15 protein-coding genes are annotated in these 16305 nt (G+C 64.0%); 4 read left to right on the top strand and 11 right to left on the bottom strand.

Going from position 1 to position 16305, the window contains the following annotated elements; all coding sequences use genetic code 11:
* Nucleotides 1–9: 9 nt before the first annotated feature.
* From ccoG to ABIB91_RS17775, 7 genes are all read right to left on the bottom strand, one after another.
* A complete protein-coding gene (gene ccoG / locus ABIB91_RS17805; RefSeq protein ID WP_354163220.1) occupies nt 10–1476 on the bottom strand; it encodes a cytochrome c oxidase accessory protein CcoG in 1467 nt (488 codons plus the stop codon).
* A gap of 111 nt (nt 1477–1587) precedes the next feature.
* The gene (gene ccoP, locus ABIB91_RS17800) at nt 1588–2463 is read right to left on the bottom strand and encodes a cytochrome-c oxidase, cbb3-type subunit III (protein ID WP_007594015.1); all 876 of its coding nucleotides are present in this window, start codon (nt 2461–2463) and stop codon (nt 1588–1590) included.
* A gap of 6 nt (nt 2464–2469) precedes the next feature.
* Nucleotides 2470–2634: a CcoQ/FixQ family Cbb3-type cytochrome c oxidase assembly chaperone gene (locus ABIB91_RS17795; protein ID WP_007594016.1), complete on the bottom strand. Its 165-nt coding sequence runs from the start codon at nt 2632–2634 to the stop codon at nt 2470–2472.
* A gap of 13 nt (nt 2635–2647) precedes the next feature.
* Nucleotides 2648–3382, bottom strand: coding sequence for a cytochrome-c oxidase, cbb3-type subunit II (gene ccoO, locus ABIB91_RS17790; protein WP_007594017.1), 735 nt, complete (start codon nt 3380–3382; stop codon nt 2648–2650).
* A gap of 10 nt (nt 3383–3392) precedes the next feature.
* On the bottom strand, nt 3393–5042 hold the full coding sequence (gene ccoN, locus ABIB91_RS17785) for a cytochrome-c oxidase, cbb3-type subunit I (RefSeq protein WP_007607681.1): 1650 nt from the start codon (nt 5040–5042) through the stop codon (nt 3393–3395).
* Nucleotides 5043–5386: 344 nt separating this feature from the next.
* Entirely contained in the window at nt 5387–5812 is a 426-nt protein-coding gene (locus tag ABIB91_RS17780) for a CBS domain-containing protein (protein ID WP_007594019.1), read from the bottom strand.
* A gap of 38 nt (nt 5813–5850) precedes the next feature.
* On the bottom strand, nt 5851–6684 hold the full coding sequence (locus tag ABIB91_RS17775; protein WP_219682757.1) for a universal stress protein: 834 nt from the start codon (nt 6682–6684) through the stop codon (nt 5851–5853).
* A gap of 205 nt (nt 6685–6889) precedes the next feature.
* Between ABIB91_RS17775 and fixL the strand changes: the two genes are divergently transcribed.
* From fixL to ABIB91_RS17755, 4 genes are all read left to right on the top strand, one after another.
* On the top strand, nt 6890–8407 hold the full coding sequence (gene fixL / locus ABIB91_RS17770) for a sensor protein FixL (RefSeq protein WP_354163227.1): 1518 nt from the start codon (nt 6890–6892) through the stop codon (nt 8405–8407).
* A gap of 3 nt (nt 8408–8410) precedes the next feature.
* A complete protein-coding gene (fixJ, locus tag ABIB91_RS17765; RefSeq protein WP_007594024.1) occupies nt 8411–9028 on the top strand; it encodes a response regulator FixJ in 618 nt (205 codons plus the stop codon).
* Between the two features lie 58 nt (nt 9029–9086).
* Nucleotides 9087–9509, top strand: a complete 423-nt coding sequence (locus ABIB91_RS17760; RefSeq protein ID WP_354163231.1) for a response regulator — start codon at nt 9087–9089, stop codon at nt 9507–9509.
* A 103-nt stretch (nt 9510–9612) separates the two neighbouring features.
* Nucleotides 9613–10311: a helix-turn-helix domain-containing protein gene (locus tag ABIB91_RS17755; RefSeq protein ID WP_063996604.1), complete on the top strand. Its 699-nt coding sequence runs from the start codon at nt 9613–9615 to the stop codon at nt 10309–10311.
* Nucleotides 10312–10350: 39 nt separating this feature from the next.
* Here the strand turns inward: ABIB91_RS17755 and ABIB91_RS17750 are convergent, their stop codons facing one another.
* From ABIB91_RS17750 to ABIB91_RS17735, 4 genes are read right to left on the bottom strand one after another with little or no spacing between them, the layout of a single operon-like run.
* Nucleotides 10351–11664: an MFS transporter gene (locus ABIB91_RS17750; RefSeq protein WP_219682760.1), complete on the bottom strand. Its 1314-nt coding sequence runs from the start codon at nt 11662–11664 to the stop codon at nt 10351–10353.
* A gap of 23 nt (nt 11665–11687) precedes the next feature.
* Nucleotides 11688–12209: a PRC-barrel domain-containing protein gene (locus ABIB91_RS17745; RefSeq protein WP_354163235.1), complete on the bottom strand. Its 522-nt coding sequence runs from the start codon at nt 12207–12209 to the stop codon at nt 11688–11690.
* A gap of 22 nt (nt 12210–12231) precedes the next feature.
* The gene (locus ABIB91_RS17740) at nt 12232–14436 is read right to left on the bottom strand and encodes an amylo-alpha-1,6-glucosidase (RefSeq protein WP_007594034.1); all 2205 of its coding nucleotides are present in this window, start codon (nt 14434–14436) and stop codon (nt 12232–12234) included.
* A gap of 56 nt (nt 14437–14492) precedes the next feature.
* Nucleotides 14493–16256: an ABC transporter ATP-binding protein gene (locus ABIB91_RS17735; RefSeq protein WP_007607666.1), complete on the bottom strand. Its 1764-nt coding sequence runs from the start codon at nt 16254–16256 to the stop codon at nt 14493–14495.
* Nucleotides 16257–16305: the final 49 nt, after the last annotated feature.

Below are 16305 nucleotides of genomic sequence, written 5' to 3'. Positions count from 1 at the left end.
CTCCTGATCCTAGGGCGCGACGAAATTGTCGGTGGCGCTGGCGACTTCGCCGAGACCGATATCGGTGACGTGAAAGCGAACCGGGATCGACTTTTCCGGATTGCCCTCGACCGGCGCGGTCACGAGCACCCGCAGCTCGCTGGTGGAGTCGCGCGGAACCACGATCATCGGCCGGTCCTGCGTCACGGAATCGATCCCGATGACATGGATCGTCGCATTAACCGGACCGCTCGCGTCGATCGCAATGACGCGGTCGTAGCCGCTCTTGTTGAGCAGCCGCACCGTGTAGGCGTTGCGGATCGAGCCGTCGCTGAGCCTGACCGCGACCGGGTTGCGGTCGTGCAGCACGTTGACGTCGAGCAGGCTGCGGGTCGCCAGCGTATAGATCATGATGCCACCGACCGCCGCGATGATCGCGCTGTAGGCGACGGTGCGAGCCCGGACAATGCGGTAGACCGGCGCCTTGCCTTCCTGGCGGCGCTGGATGTTGACGTCGTTGTCGTAGCCGATCAGCCGCTTCGGCCGGCCGATCTTGGTCATCACGTTGTCGCAGGCGTCGATGCAGAGCCCGCACTGGATGCATTCGAGCTGCGGTCCATTGCGGATGTCGATGCCGGTCGGACACACGGCGACGCATTGATAACAGTCGACGCAGTCGCCGACTTGCTCGCCGAGCGCGCGCAGCTCGGCCGCCTTCTTCACTGACGTACGCTTCTCGCCGCGATCGTAACGATAGGTCACGTTGAGCGCCCATTCATCGGTGAGCGCGGCCTGGATCCGCGGCCACGGGCACATATAGGTGCAGACCTGCTCGCGCATGAAGCCGGCGAGCACGTAGGTCGTCGCGGTCAGGATGCCGATCCAGATATAGGCGATCATCGGCGCCTGGAAGGTGACGAGTTCCCTGACCAGCGTCGGTGCGTCGTTGAAATAGAGCACCCAGGCGCCGCCGGTCCACCACCCGATCAAGAGCCAGATCGAATGCTTGAGCACGATCTCGGAGATGCGCTCCAGCTTCATCGGGTCGGACGATTTGTCCTTCTTCATCCGCTCGCGCCGGTCGCCCTCGATCAGACGCTCGACCGCATAGAACAGGTCGGTCCACACTGTCTGCGGACAGAGATAGCCGCACCAGATGCGGCCGCCGACCGAGTTCATCAGGAATAGCGCCACCGCGGCGACGATCAGCAGGCCGGTGAAGTAGTAGACCTCCTGCGGCCATAGCTCGATGAAGAAGAAATAGAAGCGGCTGTTGGGAAGATCGATCAGCACCGCTTGGCTCGGAGCACCGAGGCCGCGGTTCCAGCGCACGAACGGCAGGAAGTAGTAGACGCCGAGGCAGAACGCCATCAGGCCCCATTTGATCCGGCGGAAGGTGCCGGAGATGCTCTGGGGATAGACTTTCTTCTGGGCCACATAGAGCGGCCCGTTGTCATCGTCTAATGGGAGCTCTTTTGGGTTCACGGTCCTGTTCATCGCCTGCAGCTTTTCGGGAGGTGCGATAAAACCTAGACCCGACGCCGCCGCGTCAGTTGATCCAGCGCAAGCGGGAGCGTTTTTTGTTCGCCCCCGCTTGTTCCCAATTGGCTATTTTCCGCCGCCCAGCGAGTGGACGTAAACTGCCATCGCCTTGATGGTGGCGGGATCGAGCCGCCCTTCCCAGGCCGGCATCACGCCCGCGCGGCCCTGGCTGATGGTCTCGATCAGCGTCGCCTCGTCCGAACCATAGAGCCAGATCTTGTCGGTCAAATTGGGGGCGCCCATCTCCGGGTTGCCCTTGCCGCCGTCGCCATGGCAGGCGACGCAATTCTCCGCGAAGATCTTCTCGCCCTTGGCCGCGTCATAGCCCTTGCGGGTCGGAAGGCCCGACAGTGCCCGGACATAGTTGGCGGCCGTGACGATCTCCTCCGGCTTCAGCACGCCGTCCTTGCCGAATGCGAGCATCTGGCCCTCATGCGTCTTGGCGTGGCCGGAACGTGCGCCGAACTGGATGGTCTGCATGATCTGGTCGAGCGATCCGCCCCACAGCCAGTCGTCGTCGTTCAGGTTCGGATAGCCCTTGGCACCCGCGCCGCCTGAGCCGTGACACGGCGCGCAATTGTCGCCGAACACGGTCTTGCCCTTGGCGCGGGCGAGCGCGAGCAGCGCCGGGTCCTTCTCGATCTCGACGAGCGAGGCCGCGCCCAAGGCAACCATCTTGGCTCCGCGGATCTTCTCGAGGTTGGCGAGCTCGACCGCGACGTCGGCGCGTGTCGAGTAGCCGAACAGGCCCGTGGTATTGCCCGAGATCAGCGGCCAGGCCGGATACACGATCCAGTAGCCGACCGCCCAGACGATGGTGAGGTAGAAGGTGATTACCCACCAGCGCGGCAGCGGCGTGTTGAGCTCCTTGATGCCGTCCCACTCATGTCCGGTCGTGGACCTGCCGGAGACGGGATCGATGTCGCTATGATGATCGGTCATGATCTCTTACTCCTCCCGCAACGGCAGGTGTGCCGCTTCGTCGAAAGCTGCCTTGTTACGGGGCCAGAATGCGTAGGCGATGATCGCGACAAAGATCGCGACGAACACCGGCGTCCAGATCGTGGTCACGAGACCGGACGCGAGATTGTCGAGGGTCAGGATGGCTTTCATCGTTGGTGCCTTCTCAGCGAAGATTGGCTTTCTCGTTGTAGATCTTGAAGTCGACCAGCGTGCCGAGCATCTGGAGATAGGCGATCAGCGCGTCCATCTCGGTCGGCGTGCCGGCCTTGCCGTCGAAGTTGCGCACCACGGCCTTTGCGTAGCGCTTGGTGAAAGCGTCGGAGCCGGCATTGTCAGGATCGGCCTGGGCCTTCATGTCGGCGCCCGCATTGGCGATCTGGTCGTCGGTGTAGGGCGTGCCGACGGTCCGCAGCGTGCGCATGTGGTCGGCGATCGTGTCCGGATCGACCTCGGTCTGGCTCAGGAACGGGTAGCCGGGCATCACCGATTGCGGCACGATTGCGCGCGGGTTGGTCAGATGGGTGACGTGCCAGTCGTCGGAATATTTGGCGCCGACGCGGGCAAGATCGGGACCGGTGCGCTTCGAGCCCCACTGGAACGGATGGTCGTACATGCTCTCGGCGGCCAGCGAGAAATGGCCGTAGCGCTCGACCTCGTCGCGCAAGGGCCGGATCATCTGCGAATGGCAGAGATAGCAGCCTTCGCGGATGTAGACGTTGCGCCCGGCGAGCTCCAGCGGCGTATACGGCCTGATCCCGTCGACCGCCTCGATCGTGCTCTTGAGGTAGAACAGCGGGGTGATCTCGACGAGACCGCCGATCGCGATCACCAGCAGGATGCCGACGATCAGGATGATCGAGTTCTTTTCGAAGATTTGGTGGCGTGTCCAGAACGACATGGAAAACTCCTCATTCCGCCGGCTGAAGAGCGACGGGCATCTGGACTTCCTGTTCGCCGACGCGAACGGTCATCCAGAGATTGTAGGCCATGATCAACGCGCCGATCAGGAACAGCCCGCCACCAGCAGCGCGGATGATGTAGAAGGGATGCATCGCCTCGACGGTCTCGATGAAGGAATATTCGAGGAAGCCGAGCGAGGTGTAGGCGCGCCACATCAGGCCCTGAAGGATGCCGGACACCCACATCGCCGAGATGTAGAGGACGATGCCAAGCGTCGCGATCCAGAAGTGCCAGTTGACGAGCTTGAGACTGTAGAGGCCCTTGCGATTCCAGATCCAGGGCACCAGGCAGTAGAGCGCGCCGAAGGAGACGAAACCGACCCAGCCGAGGGCGCCGGAATGCACGTGGCCGATGGTCCAGTCGGTGTAGTGGCTGAGCGAGTTGACCACCTTGATCGACATCATCGGTCCTTCGAAGGTCGACATGCCGTAGAAGGCGACGGAGACCACGAGCATGCGCAGCACGGGATCGGTGCGCAGCTTGTCCCAGGCGCCCGACAGCGTCATCAGGCCGTTGATCATGCCGCCCCAGGACGGCATCCACAGCATGATGGAGAAGGTCATGCCGAGCGTCTGGGTCCAGTCCGGCAACGCCGTGTAATGCAGATGGTGCGGGCCGGCCCAGATGTAGAGGAAGATCAGCGCCCAGAAGTGGATGATCGAGAGGCGGTACGAATAGATCGGCCGCTCGGCGCGCTTGGGGATGAAGTAGTACATGATGGCAAGGAAGCCGGCGGTCAGGAAGAAGCCGACCGCGTTGTGGCCGTACCACCACTGGAACATGGCATCCTGGATGCCGCCCCAGGCGATGTAGGATTTCGAGCCGAACACCGAAACTGGCAGAGCCGGGTTGTTACCGAGATGCAAGACCGCGATCGTCACGATGAAAGCGAGATAGAACCAGTTCGCGACGAAGATGTGCGGTTCCTTGCGCTTGATGATCGTGGCAAGGAAGACCAGCAGATAGGTGACCCAGACGATGGTCAGCCACAGATCGGCGTACCATTCCGGCTCGGCATATTCCTTCGACTGGGTGACGCCGAGCAGATAGCCGGTGCCGGCGATCAGGATGAAGAAATTGTAGCCTACGACGACGAACCAAGGCGCGAGATCGCCTGCAAGGCGCACGCGGCAGCTCTTCTGGACGACGTAGAAGGACGTCGCGATCAGGACGTTGCCGCCGAAGGCAAAGATCACTGCGGACGTGTGCAGCGGACGCAGGCGGCCGAAGCTGGTCCAGGGCAGATCGAAGTTCAGCGCCGGCCACGCCAGTTGCGAGGCGATGATGAGGCCGACGAGAAAGCCGGCAATGCCCCAGAACATCGCCATGACGGAGGAGAACTTGATGGGGCCCATGTTGTAATTGGGCCGGCCGTTGATCTCCGCAGGCGGCAGCGCCGCCGGCCGATCGAGGTAACGGTTGATGATGCAGAAGACGGCGGCCAGGCTCGCCGCCGCGCTCAGCGCGGCATGGAAGGCGAAGGGCGCATCGAGCGCCTTGGCCGAGGCAATCACGCAGAGGAAGGCGGTGACCGCGAACACGACAGCCAGGCCGCTTTCACCTGACGTCATGGACTTGGAGATGGAGGGCTGGCTCATGCGGATTCTCTCTGAAAGAACACAGGGCCAGAAACCACATTCGCCCTCGCGGGGAATTGATTGAAATCAAGCTATGTGGATTTCTGTTAATGTGAGGCGGTTGTTAAAGTGCCCTCTCCCCTTGTGGGAGAGGGCAGCGAGGACCATGCCGCGCACTCACTTGGGTGAGGGGTTGGTCCCGCACGAAGACTCTTTCGGTGGAGAAAACCCCTCATCCGGCGCCATAGCCGAAGCTTCGCTTCGGCGTTCTTAAGAACGGCGGCCGAAGGCCGCCTATGCCACCTTCTCCCACAAGGGGAGAAGGGAAGAAAAAGACTCTCCCGTAATTATGGAGCCGACAATTCTCACTCCCGCGCCGTCGCCTTGAGTGCCGTGATGACGTCCTCGCGCGCGACGATACCGACCAGCTTCTGCGCGCCGTCGAGCACGATGATGCTCCTGATGCGGTGCTCGACCATGATCTGGAGCACGCGCGTCAGCCGCGTGTCGGGGCTGACATAGATAAAGTCGGGCGTCATGACGTCGCCGATTTTGCGGCTCATCAGGTCGTGGTAGCGCGGCAGCATCTGGCTCGGCGTGAAGGCGAAGCACTTCAGGATGTCGAACTTGGTGACGATGCCGACGACCTGCCCGTCGTCCTCGACGGGATAGGAATTGAAATCATCGCGTTCGAACATCTCGCTGAGCGCGAGCAGGTCGAGGTCGCGCCTCACCGTCCTGACGTCGTGCGTCATGTAGCCGTCGACGGTCTGTTCAAGGAATCTGTACACGGCGCGTCCTCTTTGATTCGTCTTGCATCGCTCCCGCGTCAGTGCGACAGCAGCACGCAGCGGGCAGATTGAGTGACCAGATATTGGGTGACGCCGCCAAGGATCAGTTCGCGGAAGCGCGAATGACCGTAGGCACCGGCGACAATCAGACTGGCGCCGACATCGCCGGCAATTTTCTCCAGTTGCCCGGCGACGGTTTCGTTCCGGGCCGCTTCGGAAACGCGCGCGATCGCGGTCACGCCGTGGCGGGCAAGCCACGCCGTCACGTCGGTCACGCCAGCGACCGCGGCAGGGCGGTCGTCGTCGCCTTCGGGAATTGCGAGGACGGTGACATCCCTGGCCTTGCGTAGTATCGGCAGCGCATCGGCGAGCGCCCGCCGCGCTTCCGGCGTATCCTTCCACGCGACCAGGACGCTGCGCAGATCGAGCCAGTTGACCCCGTCAGGCACGACCAGGATCGGCCGGCCGGCCTGCATCACCAGATCCTTGGGGCTCGCGAGCGCGAAGGCGTCGGAGAAGGCCGGGCTCTGGCCGCCGGTGACGACGATGTCGGCGCAACGCGCCTGAGTGAACGTAAAGCGCGCCGGGAAATCCATGGCGCTGCGCCATTCCACATGTCCGCCGCGATTCCGGATCGCGGCGCGGAATTGCGCCTCGAGCTCGCCCAGGCGTCGCTTGACCGAGGCTTCTCCCTCATCGATCAGTGCCTGCGCTGCAGTGCCATCGCTGAAATAGAGCGGCGGGGCGAACTGCGCCGAAGCAAGGCCGATGATCGACGCCTCAAATCGTTCGGCAAGCTCGCCCGCGACCTGAAGCCGCGCCTCGTTGGGCTGATCGAGCGCCAGGCTGACCATCACGGTCGCGTATGTCATCGAGATTCTCCGAAGCAATGGGCTTTGATCCGATCGTAAGCCGGCCGCTGCCTGGCAGGATGAGATAGATCAAAACCTTGGATCACCGCGCCGGCCGGAAATCTGCCAATGGTATAAGACATCGGAACTTGCCTCTGGCCCCTCCTTGGGTACATTGCCGACGGTAACGCTGTGCGGTTCCCCGCATCAGAATGGGAGTGATCGTTTGGCGCCGACCCGTGTGATTCATCCACAAGATGACGGCCGGGGCGAACATTTCCGCGTTCGAATCGAAGGATTTGGCGTCGGGACCTGGGATCTCGATCTCACGACACTGGAATTGGAGTGGTCGGAGACGGCCAGAAGCCTATTCGGAATCGAATCTGGCCAATCGGTGAGTTACGCGCTGTTCCTGTCCCGGCTGGAGCCGAACGACCGCGAGCGGATCGAGATCGCGATCCGGCGCGTCTCCGAACGGGGCGGCAGCTTCGACGTGTCGTTCAGGGTCGCGGGGGCGTCGGGCAGAGCGCAGTGGATTCGCGCCCGCGCGGGGCTGATTCGAGACGACGCCGGCGCCGCTCGACATCTCAGCGGCATCTTTCTTGACGTCGATGAGGAGAAGCAGGTCGAGGAAACCCTGCGCACCCGCGAGAGTCACCTCCGCTCGATCCTCCAGACGATTCCCGATGCCATGATCGTCATCGACGGCCATGGCATCATCCAGCTCTTCAGCACGGCGGCGGAGCGCCTGTTCGGCTGGGTCGAGTCGGAGGCGATCGGGCAGAACGTCCGCATCCTGATGCCGGAGCCCGACAGCTCACGTCACGACGGCTACATCGCGCGCTACCGGACCACCAGCGACCCACACATCATCGGCATCGGTCGCATCGTGACCGGCAAGCGCCGCGACGGCACGACCTTTCCGATGGACCTGTCGATCGGCGAGATGCAGTCGGGCGGCGAGCCCTATTTTACCGGCTTCGTCCGCGATCTGACCGAGCATCAGAAAACCCAGACGCGGCTCCAGGAATTGCAATCCGAGCTCGTCCATGTCTCGCGATTGAGCGCGATGGGCGAAATGGCGTCCGCGCTCGCCCACGAGCTGAACCAGCCGCTGGCAGCGATCAGCAACTACATGAAGGGGTCGCGGCGGTTGCTCGCCGGAAGCCAGGATCCGAATGCGCCGAAGATCGAGAGCGCGCTGGACCGCGCCGCCGAACAGGCGCTGCGCGCCGGCCAGATCATCCGGCGCTTGCGCGACTTCGTCTCCCGCGGCGAATCGGAGAAACGGGTCGAGAGTCTGTCCAGACTGATCGAAGAGGCCGGCGCCCTCGGGCTGGCAGGCGCGCGCGAGCAGGATGTGCAGCTCCGTTTCGGCCTCAATCCAAATGCCGATCTCGTGCTCGCCGACCGGGTGCAAATCCAGCAGGTGCTGGTCAACCTGTTCCGCAACGCGCTGGAAGCGATGGCGCAGTCGCCACGGCGCGAGCTCGTCGTCACCAACACCCGCGCCGCCGACGACATGATCGAGATCGAGGTCTCCGACACCGGCTCCGGCTTCCAGGACGACGTCATGCCAAACCTGTTTCAGACTTTCTTCACCACCAAGGACACCGGCATGGGCGTGGGACTGTCCATCAGCCGCTCGATCATCGAGGCTCACGGCGGCCGGATGTGGGCCGAGAGCAACGCATCGGGTGGAGCGACATTCCGCTTCACGTTGCCGGCAGCCGACGAGAACTGATCCATGACGACCAAGGGAATCATCTACGTCATTGACGACGACGAGGCGATGCGGGATTCGCTGAATTTCCTGCTGGATTCAGCTGGCTTCGGCGTCACACTGTTCGACAACGCGCAGAGTTTTCTCGACGCCCTGCCCGGCCTCGCCTTCGGCTGCGTCGTCTCCGACGTGCGGATGCCCGGTATCGACGGGATCGAGCTTCTCAAGCGCCTGAAGGCGCAGCGCAGCCGGTTTCCAATCCTGATCATGACCGGCCATGGCGACGTGCCGCTCGCGGTCGAGGCGATGAAACTCGGTGCCATGGATTTCCTGGAAAAGCCGTTCGAAGATGACCGCCTCGTCGCCATGATCGAATCCGCGATCCGCGAGGGCGAGCCGGCGGCCAGGAACGAGGCCGTGGCCCAGGACCTCGCCGCTCGCGTCGCTTCCCTGAGCCCCAGGGAGCGCCAGGTCATGGAGGGGCTGATCGCGGGCCTCTCCAACAAGCTGATCGCCCGCGAGTACGACATCAGCCCGCGCACCATCGAGGTCTACCGGGCCAACGTGATGACCAAGATGCAGGCCAACAGCCTGTCGGAGCTGGTCCGGCTGGCGATGCGCGCCGGAATGCTCAACGATTGAAGTCACCAGGATTGAGGCAAGTCAAAACCGGTCGCTCGCCCTGTGCTACCAGATCGGAATGATTGCGATCAGCTCCTATCCTGAGCGGCTCCCGATGTCGTCACCCGCGAAACCAACCGTCTATGTGGTGGACGACGACGCCGCGGTGCTGGGCTCCCTGCGCTTCCTGTTGGAAACCGACGGCTTTGCCGTGCGGACCTTTCGAAATGCCACGGCGCTGCTCAATGCGGCGAGCCCGTCCGGTGCAGACTGTTACGTGATCGACTACAAGATGCCCGATATCAACGGTATCGAGCTGGCCGGGCGACTGCGCCAATCCGAGGGCGATACCCCGGTGATCCTGATCACCGGCTATCCCGATTCCAATATCTCGGCTCGGGCGGCGGCCGCAGGCGTAAATGAAGTGATTCTGAAGCCGCTTCTGGACGAAAACCTGGTCAAACGCATTCGCCACGCCATCCAGAACCGGGTCCATGGCTGACCTACGGGATTCTACGTAAGGTACCCCCCTTAAGATATCTCGCGAAATTTTCGAAGCACCCGATACCGCGTACCAAAGCGTCATCACAACGGAGATGGCGCAGATGCTGACCCAGACCTTCAACACCCCGGCGATCAACACCCCGATCGGTGGCAAGATCGCACCCGCCCATCCCGTCTCAGACCAGTTCGGCGCGATTGCCGGCCATGTTGGGCTCGTTGCCACCGAGTTCTCCTACCGCAAGGAAGAGGAGATCTATGGTGAGGACGAGCCGGCCGAGTATGTCTATCAGGTCGTCACCGGTGCCGTCCGCAGCTACAAGCTTCTCTCCGATGGCCGCCGCCAGATCGGCTCCTTCCACCTTCCCGGCGACGTATTCGGCCTCGAATCCGGCACCACCCACCGCCTTGCTGCTGAAGCTATCATCGACACCACGGTGCGCCTCGTGAAGCGCGCGAGCCTCGAGAAGGCCGCAGCCACCGACGTCCAGGTCGCCCGTAAGCTCTGGGCCATGACCGCTGGCGAGCTTCGCCACGCCGAAGACCACATGCTGCTGCTGGGCCGCAAGACCGCGATGGAGCGCGTCGCAACCTTCCTGCTCGAAATGGACCGCCGCCTCGCGGTTGCCGGCATGATGGCGCTGCCGATGTGCCGCCGCGACATCGGCGACTATCTCGGTCTCACGCTCGAGACCGTCTCGCGCGCGCTGTCACAGCTTCACGCCCAAGGCATTCTCGGCTTCTCCGGCGCCCGCCAGATCGTGTTGCGCAACCGCGCACGCCTGCACAATCTCGACGCCTGATCTCCCCTCTCCCACCCGCTCATGGCCGGCTGAATTGGTTCAGCCGGCCATTTCTTTTGCTGCGATCATGCCCTTGCGCCGCGTCTCCGGCATCACAAGCAGAATAAGCAGAAGTCCCGTCGCCGCGACGCCGGACAATCCGGTGAACGCCATGGCATTGCCGAACTTATCGCTGACATAGCCGCCAAGCGCGGTGCTCATCGACGCGCCGATGCCCATCGCCGTGCCGACGATGCCCTGCGCGAGGTTGAAATGGCCGCTGCCGAAGGCGACGTCGGCCACGATCAACGGGATCATCACCGCGAACACCGCCGCGGTGAGGCCGTCGAACACCTGCACCAGCACCAGCAGATACGGATCGCGCACGGTCGCGAACAGCAGACCGCGAATCGTCAGCGCCGCGAATCCGATCAGCAGCAGCGGCCTGCGGCCCCATGCTTGCGCCTTGCGCCCTACGCTCGGCGACAGCAGCGCCACGATCGCCTGCGGCACGACGATGCAAAACGCGACGAGCACCGTCGCCCACTCGCTCGATCGCGCCGTCACCGCGCTTGCCATCAGCGGCATCATCGAGGCGTTCGCGAGCTGCAACAAGAGCACGCTGAGCGCGAAGACAATGAGCGGCCGCTGCCGGATCAAGTGCCAGATATTGGTGTCGCCGCGATCCTCCGCCTCGCGCGGCATCTCGCCGTGACAGCGTGCGATGTCGACCTCGTGCTCGCGGATGCGAGAGAGGGCGATCAAGGTGGGGATTGCGAGCAGGAAGGTGACCAGGAACACCGAGCGGCTCGACAGCAGATAGCCGGCCGTTCCCATCACCGCGGCCGCAACGCCGTTGCCAAGCGAGGCAAAGCGCGCGTTGCGGCCGAGACGCTCGCCGATCGCGAGCGGGCCGACCAGACCGAGACTGATCGCCGCGATCGCCGGTCCGAGCACGCAGCTCGCGGCGGCGTGCAAGGTGGCCGCAGCCACCACCACGGGGAAGATCGGCATCGCCGCATAGGCGAGCGCGCAGCAGCCGATGGTAGCGATGGCGAGGCCTGCGACCAGCCGCTCGGATTTCGCGGCATCGATGATGGCGCCGCCCGGCATCTGGCCGATCAGGGCAACGATGCCGCCGATCGACAGCACGAGGCCGATCTCGACCTGGGTCCATTTCTGGGTCGTCAAATAGACCGCGATGAACGGCCCGAATCCGGTCTGCACGTCGGCGAGGAAGAAGATGAACCAGTCGAGGCCGCGCAGGCTCTGGCGCGACGGCGCCGGAATGCCGGCAGGCGACGGCGTGGAAACGTTGTCCTGCTCAACGCGGCCCTCGCGATCCGCATGATTCGGCTTCCTCGACAACAGCACCGGCGGCCATCCCTCCCCGCGCCTCACTGAACAGCTTGCAGCGGCTGCAGGCTGCCGGACGCGCCGAGCACCACCATCGGCGTGTCCTCCTTGTATTCCGGCGCGGCTGCGACCTGTGCCTTGGTCAATTCCAGCGTGATGCTGTCCTTCTTGTTGACGATCTTGCCGAACCGCATCGCGTTCCAGTCCACCACGATCTTACGGCTGCCGACGCCGAGGAAGCCGCCGAAATCGATCACGGCGGCGCGCACGTGCCCGCTCCGATCGACGATGACGTCGACGATGCGGCCCATGTCCTCGTTCGCCGCGCTGAGCACGTCACGGCCAAGCACACCGTGCGCATCGCTCGCGCCGATGATCGTGACCGACGGTGGTGGCGCGGCATTCTTGGGCGTGACGGGGACCGATGACGCCGGCGGCTGCGCCGTCGGCGGTGCATTCGCTTCAGTCGCGGGTGTGGGCGACTCCTCCGCGGCACGTGACACGGCGAGCGTCATCCCGCAGACGATCACGACGCCCAGGGCCAACCATCCGGCGGTACGCATGCACCCTCCTCCCGGCGCGCCGCTAGCGCGCCAGCACGATCGAGACCTGGATCTGGCCACGCGTGCGCAACACTTCCAGCGCCACGTCGTCGCCATGGCGGCTGACGCGCAGGTCCACGCTGGATTCGCCCAGGCGCAGATCGCGCAAGATCACCTCGTGCAGAAACGCCGGCAGATGCGGATTGCGCAGCCGGATCTCGCCGCGCGCAACGTCGAACTCGATGCCCAGCGCCGCCTCCAATAGCGTGAACGCCGTTGCGCTGGCCCAGGCCTGCGGCGCGCAGGCGACCGGATAGAGCGTAGGGCCGCGCCGCTTTTCGCGCCGGAAGCCGCAGAACAATTCGGGCAAGCGGCGCAGGTCCATGTAGGTCGCGGCGTCGAACAGTCCCTTGAAGACATGCGCGACCGAATGCTTGAGCCCGTAGCGCGCGAGCCCGAGCGCGATCAGCGCATTGTCGTGCGGCCAGATCGACCCGTCATGATAGGACATCGGGTTGTATCGCACCTCGCCGACAGCGACGGTGCGGATGCCCCAGCCCGAGAAGAAATGCGGCCGCATCAAATCGGCGGCGACGAGGCGCGCGCGGTCCTCGCGGATCATGCCGCTGAACAGGATCTGGCCGGCGTTCGAGGTCCGCACCTTGCAGGGCCGCTTCTTGCCGTCGAGCGCAAGCGCATAGGTGCCGAGCTCCTCGCACCAGAACGCGGTCTCGAAGCGCTCGGCCAGCGCCTTGGCTTCGGCCTCGAGCTTCCTGGCGAGATCAGGCTTGCCTAGCCGGAGCGCGCAGCGCGCGGCGAGCCGCTTGGCGGCAAAGACGTAACCTTGCACTTCGGCCAGCGCGAGATTGCCTTCCGCAAGCTGGCCATCGGCATGGAAGATCGCGTCGTAGGAATCCTTCCAGCCCTGGTTGGCGAGGCCCTTTTCCGTGGCGCGCTGATATTCGACGAAGCCGTCCTTGTCGGGGTCACCGGGGCCGTCGATCCAGGCCAACCCCGCTTCGATGGCCGGCCACAGCTCGGTCAATGTCTTCTCGTCGCCGGTGCGTTCGAAATAGCTTCCTGCCAGCAGGACGAACAAGGCCGTGGAATCGACGCTGCCGTAATATTGCGCGAACGGTACCTCGCGCAGCGCCGCCATCTCGCCGCCGCGCATCTCGTGCAGGATCTTGCCCGGCGCGGCATCGGCGAGCGGATCGACTGCCTTGGCCTGGAAATGGGCGAGCCGCCGCAGCACGCCCTTGGCGATCCGCGGATCGACCCACAGCATCTGCAACGCGGTGATCAGCCCGTCGCGGCCGAACGTCGTCGAGTACCAAGGAATCCCCGCATAGGGATAGCGGCCTTGCGGCGTCTCCGTCATCAGCATGTTGAGGTCGGCCATGGCCTGGCACAGCACCTCGTTGAAGATGTTGTTGGAGGTCTCGATGCTGGCAGCGCCCATCGTCGATCGGCGCATCTCGCGGCGGTGGGCGAGCAGGCTTCTGAAAAAGCGCGCCGGCTTCTCCGCGACCGGCCGGTTGCAGGATACGGCCACGAACAGGGATTTCGACTCATGCGGGTCGAGTTCGAGCTGCCAGGTCGCGGCGTTCACCGACAACTTGGTCGGGCGCGGATCGAAATGCAGGCCCGTGGTGCGCTCGGCGTCATCAAGACCGCGGTAGTCGAACAGCACGTCGGTCGGTCCCAACAGCCGGCTCGAGCCGATGCCGCGGCGCGGGCGCCGCTCGCCGCGGACTTCGAACAGATCGGCGAAGTCGTTATCGAACAGCAGCGTCAGCGCGAAGCCGGCCGGGCGGTCGCCGTGGTTCTGCACGCCGATGCGCTGATAGGCGGTGCCGCGCCACAGGAAGATCGTGCGCACGATGTGCAGCAGGTCCTTTTGCAGCACGAGGCTGCCCTGCCGGTAGATGTCCGGATTGGTGAGATCGACGGTCAGGGCCGAATTGTCGTCGCGCAGGTTCGAGCCCAGCAGCAACGGCTGGAGATCGTCGAGCACGAGCTCGAGCCTCGCAAGGTAGCGCGTGTCGTGGTGGAACAGGCCATCGGGCCCGCCAGCCGAAGCGCCGATGTCGCCATGGCTGTCGAGCACGATAAAGGTGTCGTCGTGCTTGAGCGAACGCCGCGGCCGCGCCGACGGTCCCGTCATCGGAATATAGAAAGGCTGCTCCGCGACCTGGTCCACGGTCCGCGTCACGGAGACGAATTGGGTAACGGCTTCAGCCGACATCAGCAGCTCCCCTGCGCTTGTTTCGACACGCAACCGACTCGAACGCGACTGTTGGTTTACGCGGCGGCTTGGGCGAGCCGGCTCATTTCCTGCGTGACCAGCTCACGATAGGGACCGTGGCCCTGCATCAGACGCTCGGGCGACCCGTCCTCGATGATCTTACCACCCCTCAACACGACCACGCGATCGAAATTGCGCAGGGTCGCGAGGCGGTGGGCGATCGCGATGACGGTGCGGCCGCGCATCAGCCGCGACAACGCCTCACGGATCGCCTCCTCGGATTCGCTGTCGAGCGCGGCGGTCGCCTCGTCCAGCAGCAGGATCGGCGCGTCCTTCAGGAAGGCGCGCGCGATCGCGATGCGCTGGCGCTGACCGCCGGACATCTTGACACCGCGGTCGCCGACCATGGTGTCGAGACCGCCAGGCAGGCTTTCGACGAAATCGCAGCGCGCCGCAATCGCGGCACGCAGCACCTCGTCGTCGGTCGCGTTCGGGCGGCCATAGCGGATGTTCTCGCGAATCGAGCGGTGGAACAGCGAGATGTCCTGCGGCACGACGGAGATCGCCTCGCGCAGGCTCTGCTGCGTCACCTTGGAAATGTCCTGGCCGTCGATGGTGATGCTGCCCTCGTCGGTATCGTAGAAGCGCTGGAGCAGCGTGAACAGCGTCGACTTGCCGCCGCCGGACTGGCCGACCAGGCCGACGCGCTGGCCGGGTTGCAGGCGCAGGCTGAAGCGCTCGAAGATCTTTTCGCCGCCGGGATAGCCAAAAGTGACATTGTTGAACGCGATCGCGGCGCCGCTCTTCACCAGCGGCTCGGCCTCGGGGTGGTCGCGCAATTCATGCGGCACCAGCAGCGTGGCGATCGCCTCGGTCAGCCGCGCAACGTGCTGGGTGACGTCGACGAGCGCCACCGCGAGATCACGCGTCGCGTTCAGAATGGAGAGACCGAGGGTGCAGACTAGCACGACGTCGCCGGTTGTTGCCCGGCCATCCTGCCAGAGCATGATCGCCCAGGCCATCAGGGCGATCGTGAGCACGACAGTGACGCCGGCATGGATAAGCCGCAGCTTCTCCAGATAGCGCAGGCTGCGGCCGCGCGCGGTGAGCTCCCGGTTCACAGTCGCGTCGAACCGCTCATGCTCGTGCCCGATCCCGCAGAAGGCGCGCACCAGCGGCATGTTGCTGATGACGTCGATCATCTCGCCGTCGACGACGGCGGCCTTGTCGGCGAAGTCGTCATGCAGCGGCTTTCCCGCGGCAGCGAGACGGAACATCGCAAGCACCATCCCGCCGGCAATCACCATCAGGCCGAGTGCCATGTAAGGGCTGACGGTTCCAATCAGCGCGATTGCCGCAACCGTCGCGATGCACGGCGGCAACACATTCCAGACGAACATGTTTTCGACCGTGAACACCGCATTGGACGTCGCCGTGATGCGGCTGGTCAGCATGCCGGGCATCCGGTCGGAGAAGTAGCTCGGCGCGTGGCCGGTCAGATGACGAAATATGTCACGACGTAAATCACCCGTGACACGGACGAAGGTGAAGCTGGCCGTCCAGCTTGCGATCCGCCAAAGGAAATTGTCGGCGGCGATTAGCGTCATGAGGAAAATGAATGCCAGCCATACGTTCCCACCATGCGATGCGCCGGCCGACAGACTGTCGACGAGGGATTTGACGCCGTACTGCGTGCCTACGGAGCAGGCAACGGCCGCCACCACAGCCGTCAGGATCACGAGGTGCGACGCGAGCCGACGCCGAAGATAGCGCAAAACAAAGGCAAACGGCCGGTGCGCATACCCAGAAAGATGATCCATGTGACTATTGACCCCGTCGTGATGATTCAAACTTTTGTTGTTAGCCGAC

The sequence above is a fragment of the Bradyrhizobium sp. JR4.3 genome (assembly GCF_040547695.1).
Taxonomy (GTDB): domain Bacteria; phylum Pseudomonadota; class Alphaproteobacteria; order Rhizobiales; family Xanthobacteraceae; genus Bradyrhizobium; species Bradyrhizobium canariense.
Note: the sequence above shows the minus strand (reverse complement) of the source record. Positions and strands in the feature narration are given on the sequence as shown.